At 58.2% G+C, this 24383-nt stretch carries 22 protein-coding genes; 11 read left to right on the top strand and 11 right to left on the bottom strand.

Features of this window, described 5'->3' with window-relative positions; genetic code table 11:
* Positions 1 to 2 precede the first annotated feature (2 nt).
* The 3 genes from CIK95_RS02645 to CIK95_RS02635 all read right to left on the bottom strand — a co-directional run bounded on the left by CIK95_RS02645 (position 3) and on the right by CIK95_RS02635 (position 2357).
* Complete coding sequence (locus tag CIK95_RS02645) at positions 3 to 422, bottom strand: hypothetical protein (protein ID WP_094386800.1); 420 nt, start codon at positions 420 to 422, stop codon at positions 3 to 5.
* Between the two features lie 67 nt (positions 423 to 489).
* The gene (locus CIK95_RS02640; protein WP_022310501.1) at positions 490 to 1128 is read right to left on the bottom strand and encodes a hypothetical protein; all 639 of its coding nucleotides are present in this window, start codon (positions 1126 to 1128) and stop codon (positions 490 to 492) included.
* 191 nt (positions 1129 to 1319) lie between these two features.
* Positions 1320 to 2357 carry an AraC family transcriptional regulator gene (locus tag CIK95_RS02635; RefSeq protein WP_158214777.1) on the bottom strand — a complete coding sequence of 346 codons (1038 nt, stop codon included), beginning with the start codon at positions 2355 to 2357 and terminating at the stop codon, positions 1320 to 1322.
* Positions 2358 to 2581: 224 nt separating this feature from the next.
* Between CIK95_RS02635 and CIK95_RS02630 the strand changes: the two genes are divergently transcribed.
* From CIK95_RS02630 to CIK95_RS02600, 7 genes are all read left to right on the top strand, one after another.
* Positions 2582 to 4507: an AAA domain-containing protein gene (locus CIK95_RS02630; RefSeq protein WP_094386798.1), complete on the top strand. Its 1926-nt coding sequence runs from the start codon at positions 2582 to 2584 to the stop codon at positions 4505 to 4507.
* On the top strand, positions 4504 to 4905 hold the full coding sequence (locus CIK95_RS02625) for a hypothetical protein (RefSeq protein ID WP_094386797.1): 402 nt from the start codon (positions 4504 to 4506) through the stop codon (positions 4903 to 4905). The genes CIK95_RS02630 and CIK95_RS02625 overlap by 4 nt, the downstream gene beginning before the upstream one ends.
* A 7-nt stretch (positions 4906 to 4912) precedes the next feature.
* Positions 4913 to 6271: an MATE family efflux transporter gene (locus CIK95_RS02620; protein ID WP_094421807.1), complete on the top strand. Its 1359-nt coding sequence runs from the start codon at positions 4913 to 4915 to the stop codon at positions 6269 to 6271.
* 145 nt (positions 6272 to 6416) lie between these two features.
* Positions 6417 to 7169 carry a copper homeostasis protein CutC gene (locus CIK95_RS02615; RefSeq protein WP_094466180.1) on the top strand — a complete coding sequence of 251 codons (753 nt, stop codon included), beginning with the start codon at positions 6417 to 6419 and terminating at the stop codon, positions 7167 to 7169.
* Between the two features lie 10 nt (positions 7170 to 7179).
* Positions 7180 to 9747, top strand: coding sequence for a transglutaminase family protein (locus CIK95_RS02610; RefSeq protein ID WP_094466179.1), 2568 nt, complete (start codon positions 7180 to 7182; stop codon positions 9745 to 9747).
* Between the two features lie 30 nt (positions 9748 to 9777).
* Entirely contained in the window at positions 9778 to 11061 is a 1284-nt protein-coding gene (locus CIK95_RS02605) for a serine dehydratase subunit alpha family protein (protein WP_094421813.1), read from the top strand.
* 81 nt (positions 11062 to 11142) lie between these two features.
* The gene (locus tag CIK95_RS02600; RefSeq protein WP_094466178.1) at positions 11143 to 12447 is read left to right on the top strand and encodes a sialidase family protein; all 1305 of its coding nucleotides are present in this window, start codon (positions 11143 to 11145) and stop codon (positions 12445 to 12447) included.
* A gap of 142 nt (positions 12448 to 12589) precedes the next feature.
* On the opposite strand, the gene CIK95_RS02595 is transcribed toward CIK95_RS02600, so the two are convergent.
* The gene (locus CIK95_RS02595) at positions 12590 to 13564 is read right to left on the bottom strand and encodes an alpha/beta hydrolase (protein WP_173849858.1); all 975 of its coding nucleotides are present in this window, start codon (positions 13562 to 13564) and stop codon (positions 12590 to 12592) included.
* Positions 13565 to 13969: 405 nt separating this feature from the next.
* Between CIK95_RS02595 and CIK95_RS02590 the strand changes: the two genes are divergently transcribed.
* Genes CIK95_RS02590 through CIK95_RS02575 form a run of 4 tightly spaced genes read left to right on the top strand, consistent with a single transcriptional unit; the run spans position 13970 to position 17141 of the window.
* On the top strand, positions 13970 to 14575 hold the full coding sequence (locus CIK95_RS02590) for an FKBP-type peptidyl-prolyl cis-trans isomerase (protein WP_022310490.1): 606 nt from the start codon (positions 13970 to 13972) through the stop codon (positions 14573 to 14575).
* Positions 14576 to 14612: 37 nt separating this feature from the next.
* Entirely contained in the window at positions 14613 to 15485 is an 873-nt protein-coding gene (locus CIK95_RS02585) for an FKBP-type peptidyl-prolyl cis-trans isomerase (RefSeq protein WP_022310489.1), read from the top strand.
* Positions 15486 to 15496: 11 nt separating this feature from the next.
* On the top strand, positions 15497 to 16414 hold the full coding sequence (locus tag CIK95_RS02580; RefSeq protein WP_094466177.1) for an FKBP-type peptidyl-prolyl cis-trans isomerase: 918 nt from the start codon (positions 15497 to 15499) through the stop codon (positions 16412 to 16414).
* Between the two features lie 37 nt (positions 16415 to 16451).
* Positions 16452 to 17141 carry an NAD-dependent deacylase gene (locus CIK95_RS02575; protein ID WP_094386790.1) on the top strand — a complete coding sequence of 230 codons (690 nt, stop codon included), beginning with the start codon at positions 16452 to 16454 and terminating at the stop codon, positions 17139 to 17141.
* A gap of 162 nt (positions 17142 to 17303) precedes the next feature.
* Here CIK95_RS02575 and CIK95_RS02570 read toward each other — a convergent pair whose 3' ends face one another.
* From CIK95_RS02570 to CIK95_RS02540, 7 genes are read right to left on the bottom strand one after another with little or no spacing between them, the layout of a single operon-like run.
* Entirely contained in the window at positions 17304 to 18050 is a 747-nt protein-coding gene (locus CIK95_RS02570; protein ID WP_158215064.1) for an RDD family protein, read from the bottom strand.
* 1 nt (position 18051) lies between these two features.
* Complete coding sequence (locus CIK95_RS02565; RefSeq protein ID WP_094388996.1) at positions 18052 to 19359, bottom strand: DUF58 domain-containing protein; 1308 nt, start codon at positions 19357 to 19359, stop codon at positions 18052 to 18054.
* A gap of 11 nt (positions 19360 to 19370) precedes the next feature.
* Positions 19371 to 20336 (bottom strand): MoxR family ATPase, encoded by a 966-nt coding sequence (locus CIK95_RS02560; RefSeq protein WP_094466176.1) that lies wholly within the window; start codon positions 20334 to 20336, stop codon positions 19371 to 19373.
* A gap of 13 nt (positions 20337 to 20349) precedes the next feature.
* Entirely contained in the window at positions 20350 to 21678 is a 1329-nt protein-coding gene (locus CIK95_RS02555) for a DUF4350 domain-containing protein (protein WP_094388998.1), read from the bottom strand.
* On the bottom strand, positions 21675 to 22307 hold the full coding sequence (locus tag CIK95_RS02550) for a DUF4129 domain-containing protein (protein WP_094388999.1): 633 nt from the start codon (positions 22305 to 22307) through the stop codon (positions 21675 to 21677). Before CIK95_RS02550 ends, CIK95_RS02555 begins: the two co-directional genes overlap by 4 nt.
* A 25-nt stretch (positions 22308 to 22332) precedes the next feature.
* Complete coding sequence (locus CIK95_RS02545) at positions 22333 to 23358, bottom strand: hypothetical protein (protein ID WP_094389000.1); 1026 nt, start codon at positions 23356 to 23358, stop codon at positions 22333 to 22335.
* Positions 23355 to 24323 carry a stage II sporulation protein M gene (locus CIK95_RS02540; protein WP_094466175.1) on the bottom strand — a complete coding sequence of 323 codons (969 nt, stop codon included), beginning with the start codon at positions 24321 to 24323 and terminating at the stop codon, positions 23355 to 23357. The genes CIK95_RS02545 and CIK95_RS02540 overlap by 4 nt, the downstream gene beginning before the upstream one ends.
* Positions 24324 to 24383: the final 60 nt, after the last annotated feature.

Genomic DNA, 24383 nt, shown 5'->3' with positions numbered 1-24383 from the left:
GGTTAGTTGTTTGTCAATTTCTCGATATTGCATACGGCTATGCCGATGACTCCTGCGAGCATGTAGAGCCAGCTGGCCCAGGCGAGCTTAAACCCCGAGGGCAGCACGTGGGCAAAGAAGAGGCAGAGGACGATGGATATGCCGAAGAAGAAGGATGCGGGTATGCGGCTCATCTTCGCCGTGAGCTTCAGGTTGGTCGACTCGTCGAGGACCACCAGCATGGGCGCCAGGAGGATGAGGGCGGAGAGGAAGCGGGAGAATCCCAGTCCGTCGCCCTCGAAGAGTATCTTCAGTCCGCATACCTTGGTTTTGCCCGCCACATCTACTGCCGAGCAGAAGCCGAAGAGGATGAACATGATGATGGCGATGGCGATGATGAGGGATGCCTTGTATTGCTTGGTGAATTTGACCAGATTGTCCATAATATATATTATTAATGTGTAACACTGTGGCGGGAGGGGTGGGCCTATGCCCGCCGTTGACAACTCTTTATTGGCGCATCACCTCGAGCTTGAAGGTCTTGGCATCGCGGCATCCTTTCTTGATGGCGGCACTACCGAAGTGGATTTTGCTGAACTTGACAGGTGTGCCTGCCTTGACGAGCGAGCATCCGTCGGCCTTCTCGACCTCGATGCTGCCCACAGAGACCTTGTAGACCTGCTTCCCTTCGGCGTCGTAGCCTACGAGATATACCTGCTCGTTGCCGAGGACGTACTTGAGGTCGGTCTTGATGTCAGAGGCAGCCACGGCTTCGCCGTTGACCTGGAACGACGGCTCGAGGTCTGACTTGCTGAAGAAGTCGGTAAACTCGAGCGACAGCGGGGTGGTCACGTCGAACCCACATTCGTCCAGCTTGATGGGCTTGCCGTTGAGCGCCTTTGCGCTTTCCTCTATCTTGACCTTCCAGGTCTCCGTCATCTTCTCAGACTTCTCGATGAGGGCTTTCTTCTCGGCTTCGGTCTTGATGTCTTTGGCTTGTTCCCTCAGTTGCTCCTTCTCCTTTACAAACTGTTCGTACCTGTCGGGGAGCTCACCATACAGGCTGTTGTCTTCTGAGCCGCTTCCCGAACATGCAGACAGGAAGGGCATGCACATGGCGATGAGAGCCATAGTTTTAAGTTTCTTCATAGGTGTTGAGTCTGTTTAGTTATTTATGTGATGTGTAATGGTTGTCGTAAGCGGCGTAGTCTCTACGGTTGCAAAGATAAGCTATGGCGGAGCAAAGACAGTTAACAATCTCTCAATTTATCGTTCACAAAGGATAAACTGAGGTAACAATGCGTAAAAAAATAATTAACAATTTCACAAAGGGCTGATGCTCAGTTGCATCCGTCCTTGCGATATCGGGTGGGTGAAATGCCTTTGAGCTTGGAGAAAACTCGGATAAACGATTGTGAGCTGTTGAAGCCCGAGAGCTCGGCTATCTTCATGATGTTGGCATCGGAGCCGTCGAGCAGGGTACACGCGTACTCGATGCGGGCGCGGTTGACATAGTCATAGAAGCTGCACTCTTCTTCCTTGTTGAAGAACTCGCTGACATAGGTGCGGTTGGTGCCTATGGCGGTGGCTATGTCTGACACCTTGAGATTGGGGTTGAGGAAAATCTGGTCCTTGTCGAAGAGCAGGCTGATGCGCCTGCCTATCTCGGACATCTCGGTCTCGGTGGCGTCGGCGGCGGGCGTGGGGTCGGTGTCCATACCGTCGTAGAGCTCGTCGAGCACCGACTCGTGCTTATACATATTATAAGCTATAAACATCCATAGCACCAGCGAAGAGCTCATATAGAGTATCTCAAACGAATAGCCCGCATGCAGACTGTCGGCTATCCAGAGCGCCAGCATGAGCACAAAGGAGAGGAAGATGGCGCGCAGCCAGTTGAGGTTGATGTTCTCGGTGTAGGAGAAGCGTCGCTTCAGCTCTCTATGGTATCTGGGGATGGCGAAAGCAGCCCAGATGGTATAGCAGAGACCATAGACAAGGGCCTCGAGTATCTCGGCATAGTAGTAGATGATGTCGCGGGTGATGAAGAACAGGACAAAAGGCACGATGAACAGCAGCTCGTGGATGATGATGGTGCGCCGGGTGAGGCTGGCGGGGCTGCACAGCTCGATGAGGGTGAAGGCATAGAGCGGGATGGCTATCACATCAGACGAGGTGATAATCATCCAGTCGGTCTCGTCGAGCTCGGCTATGGGCTTGATGAAGAGGAGGTCCTTGAGGCACTGCATGCCGATGACCAGCATCAAGACGGTGACCAGTCTTGACAACAACTCCTTGTCCTTGCGGTAGAAGAGCCACGCCATCATGAAGTAGAACATGACGCAGAGGCCGTAGATGAAATATATGGCGTACAGCATTAGGTCTATAATTAGTAGGTGATAATCTCTCTGCGCCTCGGACCGGGGCAAGTCTATGGGCGCTGACCGCAAAAATACAAATAAAAATCGAGCCGTCCATTCCTTTTGTCCGATTATTTGTCGGCGGCGGTGCATTTTCCTCTTCCGCCGCGACGGGGCGGGTGGTTACTTTTTCATTCGTTTGTTACTCTGTATAAGCAATTATTTGTAATTTTGCAGCGTATATGACGCAGATATCATCCATACAGGCTCTGGAGCAGCAACGCGTGCTGCTCAGGCTGGAATATGAAACGGAGAAAGAGGAATTTCGCCAGCAGACCGAGGAACGCGGTGTGGCGCGACTGGTGAAGCGTGGCGACGTGTGGCTGCCGCTGCGCGTCGGCAACACCTTTTACAATTCCCTCAACCAACTGGCTGTCGAGGTCTTCCGCACCGACAACCAGGATATCGAGCACAACTTTGAGTATGGCCGCCCCGTCACCTTCTTCCGCATGGTGCCCGACGAGCATCATCCCCGTGAGCACCGTCTGCATTACTTTGACTTCACCGGCGTGGTGAGCTATGTCGACGGCGACCGCATGGTCGTCACCCTGCCCGACAACGGACGGGTGGGCGCCCTGTCGGCTTGCAGCGACAAGGTGGGTGTGCAGCTCTACTTCGACGAGACCAGCTACCGGCTTATGGCCGATGCCCTGGACCGCGTCGTCCATGCCCGCGGCAACCGTCTGGCCTATCTGCGCGACCTCTTCTACAGCCATGCCGCTCCGGCGCGCTTCACCTTCGACGACATCAAGCTGCCCTGGCTCAACGCCACCCAGCAGCACGCCGTCAACGAGGTGCTCAGGGCCAAGGACGTGATGGTGGTGCACGGCCCTCCCGGTACGGGCAAGACCACCACCCTGGTTGAGGCCATCTATGAAGTGCTGCGCCGCGAGAGTCAGGTGCTGGTGTGTGCGCAGAGCAATATGGCTGTCGACTGGATTTCCGAGAAGCTCGTGGACCGTGGCGTCAACGTGCTGCGCATAGGCAATCCCACCCGCGTCAACGACAAGATGCTCGCCTTCACCTATGAGCGCCGCTTCGAGTCGCACCCCGACTATCCGCAGCTCTGGGCTATACGCAAGGCCATCCGCGAACTGCGCCGGCAGCGCCGCCACACCGAGAGCTTCCATCAGAAGATGGACCGGCTGCGTGAGCGTGCCGTCGAGATAGAGATGCGCATCAACGGGCAGCTCTTCGGCGAAGCCCGCGTGATAGCCTCTACCCTCACCGGTGCTGCCAACCGCATCCTGGAGGGTCAGAAGTTTGGCACCCTGTTCATCGACGAGGCTGCCCAAGCCCTCGAAGCCGCCTGCTGGATACCCGCCCGCCGTGTGCAGCGCATCGTCTTTGCCGGCGACCACTGCCAGCTGCCTCCCACGGTGAAGAGTCTGGCTGCCATGCAAGGCGGACTCGGTGTGACGCTCATGGAGCGCATCGTGGGCAATCATCCCGAGGCTGTCACCCTGCTGCAGACCCAGTATCGCATGAACGAGCAGATTATGCGCTTCTCCAGCGACTGGTTCTATAAGGGCCGCGTGGAGTCGGCGCCCGATGTGCGCTTCCGAGGCATCCTCGACTACGACAACCCCATCGAGTGGATTGTGCCCGACACCGCCATCGACGGCGAAGATGCCGACACTGCCTTCCGCGAGCAGTTTGTGGGTGACAACTTCGGTCGCATCAACAAGGGCGAGGCACGCTATACTCTCGACACGCTCCAGGCCTACTTTGACAAGATAGGGCGCCAGCGTGTGCTCGACGAGCGCATCGACGTAGGCATCATCTCGCCCTACCGCGCCCAAGTCCAGTATCTGCGCCAGCTCATCCGTCGTCGCGAGTCGTTCAGACCCTTCCGCCACCTCATCAGTGTCAACACAGTCGATGGCTTCCAGGGTCAGGAACGCGACATCATCCTCATCTCGCTCGTACGCTCCAACGACAGCGGTCAAATCGGCTTTCTGCGCGACCTGCGCCGCATGAATGTCGCCATCACCCGTGCCCGTATGAAGCTCATCATCCTGGGCAACGCCGACACCATGACCCGCCACCCCTTCTACCGTCAGCTCTGGGACTATATACAGACCATCAACCACGACAACCAATCATGATACAAAAGGACTATTATCTGCGAATGATAGAAGAATTTGGCCGCGCGTTGGCCAACTTCATGGAGCGGCGTCATGACGCTGCGCGCCGCGACCGTGAGATGGCCGACCTCTACCGTCAGTATGTGGGCGACTACACCCTGGTGCGCAACCTCTCGCTCGAGGAGACTATGGTCTATGCCCACGACCAGTGGGCTGATGACGAGCGTATCGGCAGACTTGGCATGCTTGCCGAGCTGCTTTATGCCGAGGCCACCTACTGTGCTGTCCCGATCAGTACGCTGCTCTACGACAAGGCCTACCGGCTCTATGACTATGTAGAGACTCATGGCGATACCTACTCGATAGACCGCCATAACAAGATGGAGGCCATTCGCCGTATCTTAAAGGACAAAGGATAACAACAATATGGGTAATACCACCGACATGACCGTAGGGTCTCCTACGCAAGGCATACTCCGCTTTGCGTTACCACTTATTCTGGGATACATACTCCAGCAGATGTATCTCGTAATCGACGCTGCCATCGTGGGGCGGTGGGTCGGCGTGGAAGCGCTTGCCGCCATTGGCGCCAGCTCGTCCATCACCTTTCTTATCATGGGCTTCTGCAACGGCTCGTGCGCGGGATTTGCCATCCCCGTGGCGCAGACCTTCGGTGCGCACGACTACTCCAAGATGCGCGCCTATGTGGCCCACTCGCTGCGCATAGGAGCCGTCATCGGCGTGATACTCACCATGCTCACCGCGGTATTCTGCGCCCGCATCCTGCGGGTGGTCAACACCCCCGACGACATCTTCCATGATGCCTACATCTTCCTGCTGCTCACGTTTCTCACCATTCCCTTCACCATAGCCTACAATCTCCTCTCGGGATTTATCCGTGCCTTGGGCAACTCCCGTCAGCCCTTCTACTTCCTCATCGTCTCGTCGATGGTCAATATCGTGCTCGATGTGATACTTATCCTCGGTATGGGCATGGGCGTCGAGGGCGCCGGCATCGCTACGATGCTCTCCCAGGCGCTGGCTGCCGTGCTCTGCTGGGTTTACATCCACCGCACGCTGAAGATGCTTATCCCCCACGGCGACGAGTGGACCTATCACGACAGCATGACCGGACATCTGCTCAACAGCGGTATCCCCATGGGACTGCAGTTCTCCATCACCGGCATAGGCATCATCATGCTCCAGAGCGCCAACAACGCCCTGGGCACCACCTATGTGGCAGCCTTCACCGCGTCTATGCGCATCAAGTATCTCTTCACCTGTGTCTACGAGAACATCGGCGTGGCTATGGCTACCTATTGCGGCCAGAATGTGGGAGCCCGACAGATAGGGCGCATAGCCCGCGGCGTGCGCTCTGCCATGGCCATCATGGCGGTCTATACCGTCTTCACCCTGGCGGTCATCTACCCCTTTGCCGACCAGCTTATGATGCTCTTCGTAGACAGTGGGCAGAGCGAGATAGTGGCTCTGGCTGCCCAGTTTATGCGTATCAACAACTACTTCTTCGTCATCGTCGGACTGCTCTGCATCTTCCGCTACTCCATCCAGGGCATGGGCTTCAGCAATCTGAGCATGCTGAGCGGCGTGATGGAGATGATTGCGCGCAGCGGAGTGAGCCTGTGGCTTGTGCCAGTCTTCCACTTCACCGGAGTGTGCTTCGGCGACCCCACCGCATGGCTCGCTGCCGTGCTCTTCCTTATCCCCGCCTACCTGTGGGTCTACCGCCGACTCAGCCGCACCACTCCGCGCCCCGTCGCCATGTAGCCCATGGGGCGGGGGAGTGCACTGGCGACTCTGCAGCGGGTCCATGAGACGGATATTCAGCCCGCCGTACTTACTTTTTTGGTGATAAGTTTGGTCATAATCACCATTATTACTATCTTTACAACCTCGAAAACTTAAACAGTCTATGTTACGAAAAGATTATACCTTTGAAGTGTGTGCCAACTCAGTCGAGAGTTGTCTCGCAGCCCAACGTGGAGGCGCCGACCGTGTAGAACTCTGCGCCGCCATACCCGAGGGAGGCACTACTCCCTCTTTCGGAGCGATTGCGTACGCCCGCCACAATCTGGATATCAAGCTCAATGTCATCGTGCGTCCCCGTGGCGGCGATTTCCTGTATTCGCCGATTGAGGCAGCCACGCTCCTTGCCGACATCGATACCCTGCGACCGCTCCAGGTCGACGGCATCGTGACGGGAGCCCTCACCGCCGACGGCGATATCGACCTGCGGCTGATGGAGGCGGTCATGGATGCAGCCCAGGGCATCCCTGTCACCTTCCATCGTGCCTTTGACCGATGCCGGAGACCGCAGGAAGCGCTCGAGCAGCTCATCTCCCTGGGCGTGAAGCGCGTGCTCACGTCGGGCCAGCAGCCCACGGCGCTCGAGGGAGCCACCCTGCTGCGACAGCTGGTAGACCAGGCTGCCGGACGCATCATCATCATGCCCGGCTGCGGCGTCTGCGAGACCAATATTGCCCGCATAGCCCAGCTCACGGGTGCCCGGGAGTTCCATTTCTCTGCCCGCGAAGCCGTCAAGAGTGCCATGCGCACCCGCAACAGCGAGGTCAAGATGGGCAGCGATGATATAGACGAATATACAAGGATGGTTACCACCTCGCGACGCGTGGCCGACACCATCTCAGCCCTCTGTGGCCAATAAGACAGTGACTATGACAAGATTACTCATTACCCTGCTCCTGCTCTGCACGATGGGAGCCAAGGCGCAGACCTCCCAGACTCTCGCCGACTTCAATGCCCGCAAGGCGGTGCTTACCCATGGACATCTTTTCGACATCTTCCATCGGCCTATGACCGACGGTGAGCGCGACGCCATGCATTTCCTCTACGCCTACATGCCCGTCAACGACATAGCCGACTACGACGGCGACTTCTTCCTCAACCAGGTGCGCGCCACGCTCAATGTGCGCGCCCAAGTGGGCTGGCAGGTGCCCGACGAGGTCTTCCGCCACTTCGTTCTGCCTATCCGTGTCAACAACGAGAACCTCGATACCGCACGCCTGGTCTTCCAGCGCGAACTTCTTCCACGCGTTCGAGGCCGCCGGCTCTACGACGCCGTGCTCGAAGTCAACCACTGGTGCCATGAGAAGGCCAACTATCAGCCGTCCGATGCACGTACGTCGTCGCCGCTTGCCACGGTGCGCACCGCCTGGGGCCGTTGCGGCGAAGAGTCCACGCTCCTGGTGGCAGCCCTGCGCTCGGTGGGCATCCCCGCGCGCCAGGTCTATACTCCGCGATGGGCACATACCGACGACAATCATGCCTGGGTCGAAGCCTGGGTCGACGGTCGCTGGTATTTCCTTGGTGCCTGCGAGCCCGAACCGGTACTCAACCTGGGCTGGTTCAATGCCCCAGCCAGCCGCGGCATGCTGATGCACACCAAGGTGTTTGGCCGCTACAACGGGCCAGAGGAGGTGATGCGCCGCACAGCCAACTACACCGAAATCAACGTGATAAGCAACTACGCCCCAGCCGCCCCGCTCACCGTCAGGGTCACCGACGCCAAGGGCCGCATTGTCCAGGGCGCGCGCGTGGAATACCGCATATATAATTATGGTGAGTTCTTCCCCGTCTCCATCCAGACCACCGACGCCAAGGGTCAGGTGTCGCTCTCGGCAGGCTACGGCGATATGCTCGTCATAGCCACCCACGGCTCGGCCTATGGCTACAGCCGCGTGAGCTTTGGCCGCGAGCCGATGGTCACCGTTGCCCTCAACCATAAGATTGGCGAGCGCCACAGCGCTGATATCGACATCACTCCCCCCAAGGAGAATGCGCAGATACCCACCGTCACCCCAGCCCAGCGAGCCGACAACGACCGCCGCTTTGCCATCGAAGACTCCATCCGCGCCGCCTACCGCGCCACCTTCATGCAGGGTGTGGGCGACCAAGCCACCCGCTGGGGCGACCGGGCCCGCTCCTTCATGGTCAAGGCCGAAGGCAACTGGCGCACCATCCACTCCTTCCTTGTTGCAGCCGACGAGAGCGGCCAGATGGCGCGTGCCCTCGACCTGCTCTCTACCCTCACCGACAAGGACTTGCGCGATGTCAGCCCCGAGGTGCTCACCGACGCGCTCTCCCTTACTCCTGCCGACGCCTCGGTAGCCCATGTGCTGGCGCCGCGCGTGTCGCAAGAGTGGCTCACCCCCTACCGCAGCGTGCTTGCCTGTGCCCTGCGCCCCGTCTTGGGCTCGCGCTGGGGCGATGTCGACGCCACGATCGCCTTCTGCCGCGACAGCATCACCCGATGCGACACCCTCGCCACCTCGGGTACCTTCACCACCCCCGTCGGTGTGCTGCGCTCGCGTCTTGCCGACCTGCGCTCGCTCAAGGTCTTCTTCACCGCCCTCTGCCGTACCCAGGGCATCGAGGCTTGGGTCGACGGCGTCACCGGCAATGTCTACTACCGTCGGGGCGATGCCACGATGTCGGTCAACTTCGACTCTGCTGCCCCCGCCGTCACCGCCACCACGCCCCTTACCCTCTCCTTTACTCCACAGCGTCATCTCGACGACCCCGAATACTATACCCATTTCACGCTGAGCCGTTACCAGAGCGACGGCACCTTCGGTCTGCTCAACTATGATGAAGGTGCGCGCTGGTCCAAGCTCTTTGCCCAGGGCTGCCAGGTCGAGCCAGGCTACTATCTGCTCACCACGGGTACCCGACTTGCCAACGGCAGCGTCAAGGCCCATATCGACTTCTTCCCCGTAGCCCACAAGCCCGTGAGCCAGGCTCTCACCGTGAGAGAGGCCACCAACGAGGTGAGCGTCATCGGTTCGGCCAACTCCGAGGGACGCTTCCGCCTGGCTGCCACTGGTGCCGAGACGAGCATACTCCTTACCGCCGGACGCGGCTACTTTGTAGTGGGCGTGCTCGGAGTGGGTCAGGAGCCCACCAATCACGCCCTCCGCGACATCGCCCAGCGACATAGCGAGTTCGAGGCATGGGGCCGCACCATCGTGCTGCTCTTCGCCAGCGATGCCGAGTACCAGAAGTACCTCAAGTCGCCCATCCCCGGACTGCCCTCGACGGTGGTCATGGGCGTAGACACCGACGGCCAGATAGCCGCCGACCTGCGCCAGCGCATGCGGCTTGCCGACACAGCGCCGCTGCCCCTCTTTGTCATCGGCGACACCTTCAACCGCGTGGTCTTCGAGAGCCATGGCTACACCATCGGCATGGGCGACCAGCTGCTCAAGACCATCCGCGGACTGTAATCCAACTATACGACAACAAATACAAACATTATGATAGACAATAGTGTAAGAGAGAAGATACTGGCACTCATGGCGCGCGAAGTGGTGCCGGCAGTGGGCTGCACCGAGCCCATGGCAGTAGCCCTGTGTGTGGCTCGTGCCACAGAGATACTGGGCCGCGAACCCGAGCGCATCACGCTCTTTCTGAGTGCCAACATCCTGAAAAACGCCATGGGCGTAGGTATTCCCGGAACGGGCATGATAGGTCTGCCCATAGCCGTGGCGCTGGGTGCCCTTATCGGCAAGTCTGAGTATCAGCTCGAGGTGCTCAAGGACCTCACCCCCGCCACCCTGGAGCGGGGCAAGCAGTATCTCGCCGGCGACCACATCAACATACAGCTCAAGCAGGGCGAGTGCGACAAGCTCTATATCGAATCCATCTGCGAGACGACGGGCAACCACGCCACAGCCATCATCGAGGGAGGCCATACCGCCATCGTCTTCGAGGAGCGCAACGGCGAGGTCATCACCGACCGCCGCACCAGGCGTGGCGACGAGGCCGAAGACGAGGCTGTCAAGCTCAATATGAAGCTCGTCTACGAGTTTGCCCTTACCGCCCCCATCGACGAGTTGCAGTTTATCCTCAAGACCCGCGACCTCAACATGCGTGCAGCCGAAGAGTCCATCAAGGGCAACTACGGCCACTGTCTGGGCAAGACCATGGACCGTCCTCTGAGCCATGGTATCTTTGGCAACACCATGTTCTCGCACATCATATCCAAGACTGCGCTGGCGTGCGATGCACGTATGGGAGGCGCCATGATACCCGTGATGAGCAACAGCGGTTCGGGCAACCAGGGCATCTGTGCCACCAACCCCGTGGTAGTCTTTGCCCAGGAAAACGAGAATACCGAGGAAGAGCTTATCCGTGCCCTCACGCTCAGCCACCTCACGGCTATCTACATCAAGCAGAGCCTGGGCAGACTCAGCGCCCTCTGCGGATGCGTGGTGGCGAGCATCGGCTCCAGCTGTGGCATCACCTACCTCATGGGAGGTAGCTACGACGACCTCTGCCATGCCGTCAAGAACATGATAGCCAACCTTACGGGCATGATATGCGACGGCGCCAAGCCCAGTTGCTCACTCAAGATATGTTCGGGCGTATCGACAGCCCTGCTCTCAGCCCTGCTGGCGCGCGAGGGCAAGTTTGTGACCAGCGCCGAGGGCATCATCGACTCCGACGTAGACCGCTCCATACGCAACCTTACCAGCATAGGCAAGGAGGCGATGTGTGCCACCGACGACATGGTGCTCCGCATCATGACCGGCAAGTAGTCTCTCCCCCTCGGGGGCGGCACCGCAGCCGCCCCCGATATCCGAACATCTATTATTGCTAATCTCTAATCCAAACCCTTTATGAAGAAGATACTCTCTGCCCTCGCCATGCTGCTACTGGCACTCTCTGCCTATGCCGACGGCACCATACTGTTCAGTACTGCCCAGGGCGGCATCGATGTTGCGCCTTACCGCATCCCGGGCATTACCTGTGGCTATGGCGGACGCCTCATTGCGAGCGTGGGCCGTCTGGTCTGCGGCACCGACCCAGGCTTCGGACGCGTAGACTGTGTGGTCAAGATAAGCACCGACAATGGCACCACATGGAGCGAGCGTGAGATAGAAGCGGCGGTGGGCGACGCCTCGCTCATCAACAATGTCAAGACGCCCATGGGGGCTGCCTATGGCGACCCTGCCATCGTGATGGACCGCGAGAGCCACGAGGTGCTCATGATGGCTGTGGCGGGCTGCACCGTCTATGGCTACGCCAGCACCAACCGTCATAACCCCAACCTCATTGCAGCCATACGCAGCATGGATGGAGGCCTGACCTGGCAGCAGCCGATAGAGCAGACCGAGGCGATCTATGGCCTGTTTGACCAGACCCACCCCATAGATGCAGCCTTCGTGGGTGGAGGCAAGATATTCCAGAGCCGGGTGGTCAAGGTGGGTCGCTACTACCGCATCTACGCAGCCCTCACCGCCCGCCCCAAGGGCAACCGCGTCATCTACTCTGATGACTTCGGACGCACATGGGCTGCCCTCGGCGGACCCTCGGCGCTGCCCGTGCCCGACGGCGACGAGGCCAAGTGTGAGGAACTGCCCGACGGGCGCGTCGTCATCACCAGCCGCACGGCAGGAGGCCGGTGGTTCAACCTTTTCACCTACGACGATGTCAAGACAGGCAGCGGCAGATGGGACGAGCAGACCAAGGCCACGATGAGCGGCATGGCGCTCACGCCCAGCACCAACCCCACCAATGGCGAGATGCTCATCGTGCCGGCAGTGCGCACCAGCGACGGCAAGCCCGTGCACGTGATGCTCCAGTCGGTGCCCACGGGCACGGACCGCAACAACGTGAGCATATTCTACAAGGAACTTGCCGATGCCTCGGATATGCGCGACGTGCGCGCACTGGCCGAGGGCTGGGACGGCTATTATCAGGTCAGCCCCACTGTGTCGATGTACAGCAGCATGGACCTCCAGGCCGACCACCGCATAGCCTTCTTCTACGAAGAGACACTCACGCGGTGGGGCTCCAAGCCCAATCCCGTCAGCACCAGTTTTCCCAAGGGTGAGGGCGAGCACAACTACGACGGCTGCGAGAATGTCTACAAGTCGCTCGCGCTCGAGACCATCACCGCCGGGAAGTACCGCGTGAGATAACCCATCGTCGGGCGTAGCCCGGCAGCCCCATACGCAGAAACAGGAACTCGTTGCATGTCCTCTGGAGGATGTGCAACGAGTTCCTGTTTCTGTATCTGCCCCATTCGGGGCTGTATCTGCCGTCGGGCCGTGGCGCCGCCGGTCAGCGTATGTACTGGTCTACGAAGAGTCTTACCCTCCTGGCATACTCCTGAGGATGGTCGCGGAAACTCATGGCGTGTATAGAGCCCCGCGCTATCCACATCTGCTTGGGTTCGGGCTTGGCGTCGTAGAGCCGCTGCATCATGGCAAAGGGCACATAGGTGTCGCGGTCGCCGTGGATGAAGAGCATGGGCTTGTGGCAGCGCGCCACCTGGCGCAGCGGAGATGCCTCGCCAAACGACCAGCCGTAGCGCAGCTTGCACTGCAGACTGGTGGTATAGAGCAGCGGGAAGGCAGGCAGGTGGAACTGGCTGGCGAGCTCGTGCTCGAACTCGTCCCACACGCTGGTATAGCCACAGTCTTCGACGAAGCACTTGACATAGTCGGGCAGACGCTCGCCAGAGACACACATCACCGTGGCGGCGCCCATCGAGATGCCGTGGAGCACCATCGCCGTGCCCTCGGTGCCGCCCCAGAGGCTGTCGGCCACCGCCATCCAGCGCATCACGTCGAGCCGGTCTTTCCATCCCATCTGCACGCCTTCGCCCTCGCTCTTGCCGTGGGCATGGAGGTCGGGCAGCAGTATGTTGTAGCCCATGTGGTGGTATATCGACGCCACGTGCATCATGCCCATGCCGTTGTCGCGATAGCCGTGAACGAGCACCGCCACCCTGCGGCTGGGCTCGCTGGCGTTGATGTAGGTGGCATGGTGGCGCTCGCCCGTGGGCATCAGTACCACGGTGTCGTGCAGCGCATGACTGTGTTTCAGACTGTCAGCCCAGGGCCGCAACTGCGGACTCTCGCTGATGATATTGTCCAGTCGCCAGGGCAGATTGTGACCGTGGCGCATCTTGGGGAAGAGCGAGTAGTCGAGCATATAGGCGCCGGCAAGTGCCAGCACCACCACGATGACTACGGTGGCTATGCCTGTGCCCCATCCCCATCGGCGCAGACGCCGTGCAAGTAGGTTGTCCATAGAATACAAGTATATATACGACTGCAAATTTACGAAAACATCCTCACAATGACCGCATCTGCCGCCCAAAAAGTTTGCCGATGCCACCGTCGTGACCACCATTGGCGGCTCGTAACATAAGTCACGAGCCCACGTATCGGAAGGCACGAGCCCTCGTATCATAAGTCACGTGTCCACGTATCGTATGTTACGAGCCCGCCCACGCCATCGCCACGGCTCTATGCGTGGCGATGGCCCTGCCGGATGGCATCATTTTCGACCCCACAGCGCCACCGCCCACGGTGGTCGCGCCGTGGGGCCTTATATATAATAAGGTATTGTAAACAAAAAATAACGACAATTCGGCTGACACTAAACATTTTTTTGTTAACTTTGCACGAGATTATACTAAAGACTATACAATAAATGGATAAAGTAAGTTATGCTTTAGGTCTCGGCATAGGCCGCCAGCTCACCGACATGGGAGCCAAAGACCTGAATATCGATGATTTTGCACAGGCCATCAAGGACGTGCTTGCAGGTGGTGAGGTGAAACTCTCTGACGCGGAGGCGCAGACCATCGTGCGCAATTTCTTTGACGAGCAGGAGAAGAAGCAGCGTGCCGCTGCCGCCGAGCGCTTCAAGGAGAACAAGACCAAGGGTGAAGCCTATCTCAAGGCCAATGCTGCCAAGGAGGGTGTGGTCACTCTGCCTTCGGGTCTGCAGTACCAGGTGCTCAAAGAGGGTAACGGCCGTCAGCCCAAGGCTACCGACCAGGTGCGCTGCCACTATGAGGGTATGCTCATCGACGGTACCATGTTCGACAGTTCTGTACAGCGCGGCGAGCCTGCCGTATTCGGTCTCAACCAGGTTATCGCAGGCTGGACCGAGGGTGTGCAGCTCATGAAGGAAGGCGCCAAGTATCGCTTCTTCATCCCCTACAATCTGGGTTATGGCGAGCGCGGTGCCGGCCAGTCCATCCCTCCCTTCTCGGCACTCGTCTTCGATGTAGAGCTCATTGACGTGCTCTAATCTCAAAAGAACAATCAAAATCAAATCTCTTATAAGAATGAAAAAGTTTTCAATTGTAGCCGTTCTGGCTATCATGGCCGTTGCCTTTACCGGTTGCGGCAACTCTGCTCCAAAAGCAAACCTGAAGAACGATGTGGACACCCTGACCTATGCCATGGGTATGCTCCAGTCTCAGGGTCTGAAGGACTATCTCGTAGGCCGTATGGGTATGGACACAACCTATATGGACGAGTTCTTCCGTGGTCTTAACGACGGTGCCAACGCTGGCGACGACAAGGCCAAGGCTGCCTACTATGCCGGTATCCAAATCGGTCAGCAGGTTGCCAACAACATGATTAAGGGCATCAACCACGAAGTGTATGGCGAAGACTCTACCAAGAGCATCTCTCTGAAGAACTTCCTCGCCGGTTTCATCGCTTCTACCGCCGGTCAGAAGACCCTCTTCACCGACATGGAGGCTCAGGTAAAGGTTCAGACCCTGATGCCCATCGTTCGCAGCAAGCGCCTGATGAAGGAGTATGCTCCCAACAAGGAGGCTGGCGAAAAGTTTATGGCTGAGAACAAGAAGAAGGCTGGCGTGGTATGTCTGCCTTCAGGTGTACAGTACAAGGTCATCAAGGAAGGTAACGGTCCTCTGCCCAAGGACACCAGCATGGTCAACGTGCAGTATGAGGGCAAGACCATCGACGGCAAGGTATTCGACTCTTCTTATCAGCGCAAGCAGCCTGCCAAGTTCCGTGCCAACCAGGTTATCAAGGGTTGGACCGAGGCTCTCACCCACATGCCTGTAGGTTCGGTATGGGAGGTTTACATTCCCCAGAACCTGGCTTACGCCGACCAGGAGTCTGGCCCCATCAAGCCCTTCTCTGCCCTGATTTTCAAGATTGAGTTGCTGAGCATTGAGAAGTAATCACGACACTCATGAAAAGACTTATATTGTTAGCACTCGTCGTCATGGCGGGTGCTACTTTTAATTTAGCCCTGGCCGACAAGAAGAAAAAGAAGGAGGCCAAGCCCGCCGCCGTGGCTGTAGTGCGTACCCTAAACACCGCCGCCGACTCGCTGAGTTATGCCGCCGGACGCTATGTGACCCAGGGGCTGGAGAGATATCTGCAGCAGGAGTATCAGGTAGACACCGCCTATATGCACGACGTGCTCACAGGTTTCGACTATGCCGCCTCGCGACAGAGCGACCCGCAGTATCGTGCCTACAACGCCGGCTGCCAGCTGGCGCGTATGCTCTTTGCCCGCATCGTGCCCACCCTGCAGGACGAGTTTGCCGCCTCTAAGGACAGCATCAACCTCGACCTGCTCGCAGCCGGTTTCCGCGACGCCCTCGCCGGCGACACCACGCTGATGGCTGGTCATGCCGCCTTCAACTACTTTGAAGCGCGCGTGCGCGCCGACCGCGAGGCTGCCGAGGCGCAGTACAAGACTGCCAACGAGAAGTGGCTCGCCGACAACAAGACCCGCGAAGGCGTGAAGACCACCGCCTCGGGTCTGCAGTACAAGGTCGTGAAGCAGGGCACAGGTGCCATTCCCACCAAGGACGACAAGGTAGAGGTGAAGTATGAAGGCAAGCTCATCGACGGCACCGTCTTTGACAGCAGCTACAAGCGCAATCCGTCGACCGTCGAACTGGGTGTGAACCAGGTCATCAAGGGATGGACCGAGGCGCTGTGCATGATGCCTGTAGGCAGCGAGTGGGAACTCTACATCCCCGCCGGACTGGCTTACGGTGCCCATGCCAACGGCCCCATCAAGGGCAACTCGACCCTGATATTCAGCCTCCAGCTGGTGGGTATCAAGGACAAGGCCAAGGATAAAGACAACAAATAAGTCGCGGCGCTCTGCCGTGACGCAGACCTATAGAGCAATGAAGAAGATAGTGTTTCTTACCGGTGCCGGCATGTCGGTGGAGAGCGGTTTCAAGACCTTTCGCGGCAACGATGGTCTCTGGGAGAATTACCCCGTAGAGCAGGTGGCGTCGCACGAAGGATGGGAAGCCGACCCTACGCTCGTCACCAATTTCTATAATATGCTCAGACAGAAACTCTATTCGGCGCAGCCCAATGAGGGCCACCGCATCATCAGCAGTCTGGAGCACGATTACGACGTCACGGTGGTTACCCAGAACGTCGACGACCTGCACGAGCGTGCGGGCTCGAGCCATGTCATCCATCTCCACGGCGAACTGGCTAAGGTATGCTCGAGCCGCGACCCTTACAACGAGGCTTACATAGAGACCCTCGATGCCGACCATGCTGTGGTGAAGCCCGGCACACTCGCCGGCGACGGCAGTCTGCTGCGTCCCTTCATCGTGTTCTTCGGTGAGAGCGTGCCTATGATTGAGCCGGCTGCCGAGGCGATGAGTCAGGCAGACATTGTGGTGGTCATCGGCACCTCGCTCAATGTCTATCCTGCCGCCGGACTGCTCTACTATGCGCCTGCCCATGCTCCTATCTATCTGATAGACCCCAACGGGGTGAACACAGACATGAGCCGCGTGACCCATCTGCCCTACGGGGCGTCTGAGGGCATGCGTCGGCTCAAGGAACTGCTGTAGGCACCGTCTGCCATAAACGATAACGAGAGTATCCATATCTGCTGCACTCGAGCGGATATGGATACTCTCGTTTTCTATAGATGCCCCGAGGGCCATGACGGTGGCGCGGGGCTACACCTTATTATATATATATAGGGGCATGACGCCCTCTGCCGCGCCAGCCTAAATCACCTGGAGGGCGAAGTGCTGATAGTCGTGGGCGACGGTGCGCAGCAGGTCGGTGGCGTCCATCCCGGGCTCGCGCTTGATGTCGAGCATGCGCTCTATCTTGGTTGCGAGCTGCTCTACCTGCTCGTCGCTGTAGACCACCTGGTCGTTGAGTATGTGGTTGACCACGTCTATCTGTCCCAAGGACAACTGCTGCACCTCGGGGTAAAGGGGCTTGTAGTCGGAGCGGGCATAGGAGAACTCGGAGAGCGTGAAGTGCATCTGGTCGGTACGCGGGGTGCGTATCACCATGGTTCCCGCCGCCAGGTCGCCAAACCGCTGGTTGCGGCGGGTGCAGATGATGGCGATGATGCCTATGTTCATGAGGTAGACGTCTATGAGCAGAAACAGCCAGCGCAGCAGGATGGCTCCCAAGGTGGGCGCCGAGCCGTCGACCATCACCACCCGCGTCTTCATGATCATCTTGCCTAAGGTGCGGCCGTCCAGAAAGAACTCGCAGATGACCGAATAGAAGAGGATGGGCGATAGGAGCAGCAGGATGTATAACACTCTGAACAGAGAGTCGCCGAGGCCAAGCGGGTCAAGCAACCAATTGTACTTGTCGAAGGCGGTCCAGAGCGCAAAGAAATACACGCCGATGACGATGTAGTCTATGATGCGCGCCACCAGCCTTTCGGCGACACCGGCGGGAGTCTGCGTGAGGCTCACGAACTGAGAGGTAATGATATCCGAGGTCTTCATGTCACCAGTTGTTGTGTTTGATTTCCAGATACTTATTGATAACATCGACCGAGAGCCGCTCGGGGGTGGTGCGCAGACCGAGTATGCCGTGGCGGTTGAGTCGGGTCATGATGACCAGCTGCTCGCGCTCCATCTGTTCGGCCACGACATGGGTATAGTGGTCTTCCACGCTCCGGGGTGTGGTGGCGAGGTATTCGTGGAGCTCGTTGTTCTCGAAGTAGACCACCAGCAGTCGGTGCCGACGTGCCAACTGGCAGAGGTAGGGCAGCTGGCGGTCGAGGCTCTGGGCGTTGCTGAAGTTGGTATAGAGGATGAGCAGCGAGCGCTTGGTAAGGTGCTTCTCGACGCCCTCGACCAGGGCAGAGTAGTCGGTCTCTCCGAAGTCGGTATGTACGGCATAGAGGCTCTCCTGGATGCGCTCCATCTGCGAGAGGCGGTTGGAGGGCGGCAGAAGGGTGTCCATACGCTCGTTGAAGGCGATGAGTCCGGCGCGGTCTTCACGGTGTATTGCCACATAGGACAGCACCAGCGATGCATTGATGGCATAGTCGAGCAGGGTCATGCCCCGGAAGGAGAGCTGCATCACTCTGCCCTTGTCGATGAGGCTCATCACCTGCTGGGAGCGCTCGGCCTGATAGACATTGACCATGAGCTGATGGCGGCGGGCCGATGCCTTCCAGTTGATGGTACGGAACTCGTCGCCGGCGACATAGTCCTTAATCTGCTCAAACTCTGTATTGTTGCCCGCACGGCGTATGCGCTTGATGCCCATATCGCGCAGCCGGTTGCTGATGGCAAGCAGTTCGTACTGGCGCAACTGCAGGTAGGAGGGGTAGACCTTGACGTCGGTGGGGTTGCCACAACTGTAGCGGCGCTGCACCAGCCCGAGCATCGTGGTGGCAAAGACGCGGATAAGGCCAAACCCGTAGACGCCACGCTCCACGGGCCGCAGTCTGTAGGTGACGGTGGCTCCGCCATGGGCTGCCACCTTGAGGGCAAACGCCACGTCGCGACGCTGGAAGACAAAGGGTATCTCGTCGGTCACCGTCAGCGCCACGCCGAAGGGATAACGGCTGGCGATGTGGATGTCTACCTCGTTGTCGTCGCCGTTGGAGAAGCGCTCGGCGCAGGTTCGCTCGGCGCTGATGGCCCTCCAGAGCCACAGAGCCGCAGTCTCGGCCAGTACCGCCAGCACCAGTGCCAGTGTGAGCAGCCGCCCCAGACTGTAGAGGGGCAGCCACACGTAGCCCATGGCGGTCACCATGACCACCACGCCAAGCATCAGGTAAAAGCGGGAGGTAAGAAACATGCTGTCGATGGTTATTGCGGTACTTCGACCTTGTCTATCAATCGCTGGGCGACCTGAAGGGGAGTGTAGCCCTGCATCTCGGCTTCGGCGGTGAGCAACAGGCGGTGGTGCATCACAAAGGGCGCCACGGTCTTGATATCGTCGGGGGTGACAAAGTCGCGCTCCTGCAAGAGGGCGTAGGCTTTGGCCGACGACAGGATAGCCACGGCTGCACGCGGCGAGGCTCCCAGATAGACGGCTTTGCTGTGGCGGGGTGTGTCCACAATCTCGGCGATGTAGCGCAGCAGCGAGGCTTCGACGCGCACCTGCTGGGCGGCGTCGCGCAGCGTGGCGAGGTCGGCGGGGGTGAGCAGCGGCTCGAGCCGGTCTACCCTCGTGAAGGCTGCCGACGCCTGGTGGCGCAACAGGATTTCCACCTCTTCGTCTGTGGTGGGATAGTCCATCGTTATCTTCATCAGAAAGCGGTCCAACTGGGCTTCCGGCAACTTGTAGGTGCCCTCTTGTTCCACCGGGTTCTGCGTCGCGATGATGGTAAAGACATCGCTCATCGCGCGGGGCGTACCGTCGACGGTCACCTGCCGCTCCTCCATCACCTCGAAGAGGGCTGCCTGGGTCTTGGCGGGAGCTCGGTTAATCTCGTCGGCCAGCACCACGTCGGCGAAGACAGGTCCGGGGTGGAAGTCGAAGTCTCCGGTCTTCATGTTGTAGACCGTGGTACCCAGCACGTCGCTCGGCATGAGGTCGGGGGTAAACTGCACGCGCGAGAAGCGGGCGTCGATGAGCTGGGCCATGACTCGGGCCAGCAGGGTCTTGGCCACGCCGGGCACGCCCTCAATCAGCACGTGTCCGCGGGCTATCACGCTGGTCAGCAAGAGGTCGGTGGCTTGTGTCTGGCCCACTATGATTTGCGCAATGCTGTCTCGCAGCGCCTGTATCTTGGTGGTGCAGGGTGTGGGGATGGTTGATAGTTCTTCCATATTTATCTCTGTGTTATAGGTTCTTGATGATACGGTTCATCTGACCAATGAGACGCACCATATCGTCATCGCGGATGGCGAGCTGGTCATCGCGGATGGCGTGGAGTTCATCCAGGAGCGCGCCGAGGTCATAGATAGACACGTGGGAGGCATCGCTGAGAGCGCGCACATGGTCTTGCCGATTATGGCGGTCATTGAGGTCAATGTCGAGGGGATTGCGGACCTGGTCGGCGAGCATGCCAAACTTCTTGAGTACCAGGTCGGAGTTGTCGTGATGCTCATAGTAGAGTTTGCCGATAAGTCTGACAAACTCCATGTCATGGTTCTTCTTTTCGGGGATGATGGGGATGACGCGCTGACGGCGTCGGGCGGTGAAGATGATAAAGACCAGCGCGCCCGCGATTATCGTGTAATAAGCCCAGCGCAACGGTGGCTGCGAGAGGATGTAGGACAGCGGCGAGGCGTTGTGCTTGTCGGCGTCGGCGCCTATCACTGCACCGCCTTTCATCGAGGCGTCGAGTCTTACCACGGGCTTGTCGGCGAGGGTGTTCATCAGGCGCATCACATAGGGCTGGGTGGAAGGAGAGATGATGCCGAAATTGGTAAACAGCAATGGCGTTGTCACCACGACGAGACGGCCTCTGCCATACTCTACCATAACTGCCTTGTAGTCGTTGTCAGGTTTGTACTCGTCGTCATAGTAGGGGCTGACGCAATGGCTCAGGATGTAATAGCGGCGATGGACTGCAGCTGCAGAATCGATATTGACCACACCGGCGAGGAGCGTTTTGTATATGCGGTAGTCGGCATCGGGATAGTCGATGCAACGAGGAAGGCGGTGGCGTTTGGTGCCATGGGCGTCCTTGTAGACCGCCCGATAGTGGAGGGTGTCATAGAGGTCGTCGCTGTTATGGGCGAGCTTGTTTTTTATTTCATTGTAAAAGAAGTTGGCGTAGGTAATGCACTGGAGACCAAAAGCCTTGTCGGCGTTGCTGTCTTCGTAGATGTCTACGCCCACCAGCATTACGGTAGAGCCTCTCTTGAGCAGCCGCTTGATATCGGTGATGTTGGCATCGGTGAGCTTGCCGTCGCGGGCCACTATCAGCACATTGTTACTGCCGCTGTCGGCTACGGTTTCGCGCAGCGTGGCTCCCGTAGCCTTATACCCCCGAGGCATAGTCTGCACCATCACGCTGTCGAAGACGAAGCAGCCTAACGGGTTCTTGTCTTCGTGGGCAAAGGTGGGTGTCCACACGAAGCGCGAGGGTCTGATGAGCAGTATGGCGAAGAGACCCACGACCAGGATGACTATCCCCACGATGTAGCGCGTGGTGATTTTCATGCCTCACCTCCTTCCTCGCAGTCGGCGGGACAGATGGCGCGCTGATAGCGCATGGCTTCGTCTACCTGCTCACGACCACAGTCGTAGCCGCCATAACGCACCCTGAGAAAGAGCGTGACCAGACGACGCATATCGGCCGTTCCCACCTCGCGGGCATACTGCATTGGCGCCTTGGACTTGCGCCATTTTATGCGTTGGGCGTCATTCAGCCACCGCAGAGTCTGCAGATAGACGAGTCTGACGGCAGCCCGATGGTCGTTGCGGTCCAAGGCACGGCGGATGAGGGCATCGAAGTCGATGCCGTAGATATTGTCCTCGGTCACCTCGTAGTCTATGGCACTGCCCTTGTTGCTGCGGGCAAAGAGCGAGGGATGTCTGATGACGATGAAGAGTGCGATGGCCACCGCGATGACTATGGCGATGACAATCCAGAGCCCCTGGTTGCTGTCAGCGAGTGTCACCCACGAGAAAAATCGTGAAAGATACTCCTGCAACTGCTTCCCCAGCCATTCCCAGAACGATATATCGCTCTGCAGCAGTTCGCTGCCATAGTTGTAGCTGCCGTCTTCTCGCCAGCGCGCCATGATAGCCGTGTCGGTTACGAGTGTGTCTATGGGAAGGGTTGCCATCAGTAGAATTATGGAGGGTTATGCGTCAGATGATATCTGTCTTGTCGCTCTCGTCGTCGGTGTCTTTGTCCTCAGCCGATGGGTTTGTGGAAGCCTCGCCACCGAGGTTCTCAAACTCGTCGACAGTCTTGGTCATCGACACGCCGTCTACCTTCTCGGCGGCATGACCGTAGTAGAACGCCAGACCCACATGGAGCAGCGCATAGCCCACAAACATGCCATAGAGGGCGAGGATGGCTGAGAGGTAGTTGATGAGGGTAAACCAGAAGGACGAGGTAAACTGCAGGGAAGAGGTCCCTTGGTCTACTCCCGCTATCGCCTGGATGATGGCGAGTATGTAGAACGGCATACTCAGGGCTGTACTTACCAGCGAGCAGATGAGGTAGAGTATTATGACGAGCCCTATCAGTCCTAACAGTACGCGGTAACCGTAGCGCATGGCCTGCTTGAAGGCGCCCGTTACGGTCTGACCGCCCAGGATGTAGGCTGGACCAGACAGGAAGAGAGGTACAACCGCCACTGCCATCGCTATAACCAGCACGAGGGCTACGCCTATCCAGGGAGTGCTGACTGTCGACGCCAGTCCCACCACTATAGCGAAAACTACTATCAATAAAACGAAGAAGGCGGCTATCAGGAAATAGAGGTTCACCATCTTGCGGATGTTCTGCCACACCGTAGGCTTGATGTCGGCATAGGTGATCCCTTTGAGCCTGTCGGGGCGAGCCCAGTATTGCTGCATGAGCGTGTAGACCACACCTGCGAGCACTACTGATGCCAGAAACGACACGAGGATGGTAAGCATATAATTGGTACCGAGGCTGCTGAGCATGCCCAATTCACTTTCGCCCATCGCCTCCATCTTCATGACTTGTCCTAAGGTAGACATGTAGCACAATGCACCCACTGCGCAGAGTGGCAGGATGAACGCGGTGAGGAAGCGGAACAGGGTGCGGAAGTTCTCGCTCACGAAGTCGAACGTGGCAGACAGGTTCTCTGAGAATGTACGGCGTGCATAGAGGTCTACACGTGGGCGTTGGAATTGTTTCATAAGTCTTTATTTGTTGATTTGTTAAACAATGTGCGTGGGTAAATGATGTAATAGAAGACGACAAACGCCGCCGATAGCAGGATGACCATCAGCCTTATCGCGTCGGGTATATGTGTGTGGCGGGTGATATAACTCTCCACAAATCCGGCTATCACAAAGATGGGCACCGTGCCCACCACTATCTTCAAGCCTCGCTTGACGCCCCGGCGAAACGACTCTATCCGGCTGTAGGTGCCGGGGAAGAGCCAGCCGTTGCCCATGGCTATTCCGGCAGAGCCCGCCACGATGATGGCAGACAGCTCGAGCGTGCCGTGGAGCATCACGGTGAGTATGGACTTCCACAACAGCCCGTTCTGGGCGAAGAACGCCTCGAAGCAGCCAAACATTACGCCGTTGTTGAACAAGTGGAAGGCGGTGAAAAAGCTGGTAAAGATACCTTCGAGATAGATGACAAACGCCACATAGATATTGTTGGCGGTAATCGTACTAAACATGGAACTTTCGGAACCAGAGGCGTAGATGGCAAAGGGCTCTCCCCGCTTGATGTTCGCTATCGTCATGTCCATATAGCTGTCGCCCAGGATGTAGCGGCAGAACTCTGGCACCGCCATCTGCGACACCACGCCTATGGCTGTGCTCACGATGAATATTATAGCCGACAATGCCAGCAGCCGGCGTGCATCATACATCACCAGAGGCACCTCCTGCGTCCAGAATGTGATGATTCGCTTGCGCTTCTCACGCTTGTTGCGGTAGATAGCATTGTGGAGCACCACCGCCAGATTGTTGAGATACCCGGTAATACGCGATGTGGGGTAGTGGGTCTGGGCAAATGCCAGGTCTGAGGTCACGCGGATGTACGCCGCCGATATGTCGTCGGGCGTCTCGATGGTCAGCCGGTCCAGCATAGCCTCTATCTGCTGCCATTCTTTGATGTTCTGGCGTATAAAGAGTATCTCCTTCATCCGTGTTTACCTTATATATTATATATATGGTGGCAAATGTAATAAAAAAAAGAGAACCAC

The organism is Prevotella sp. P5-108, assembly GCF_002251385.1.
Taxonomy (GTDB): domain Bacteria; phylum Bacteroidota; class Bacteroidia; order Bacteroidales; family Bacteroidaceae; genus Prevotella.
Note: the sequence above shows the minus strand (reverse complement) of the source record. Positions and strands in the feature narration are given on the sequence as shown.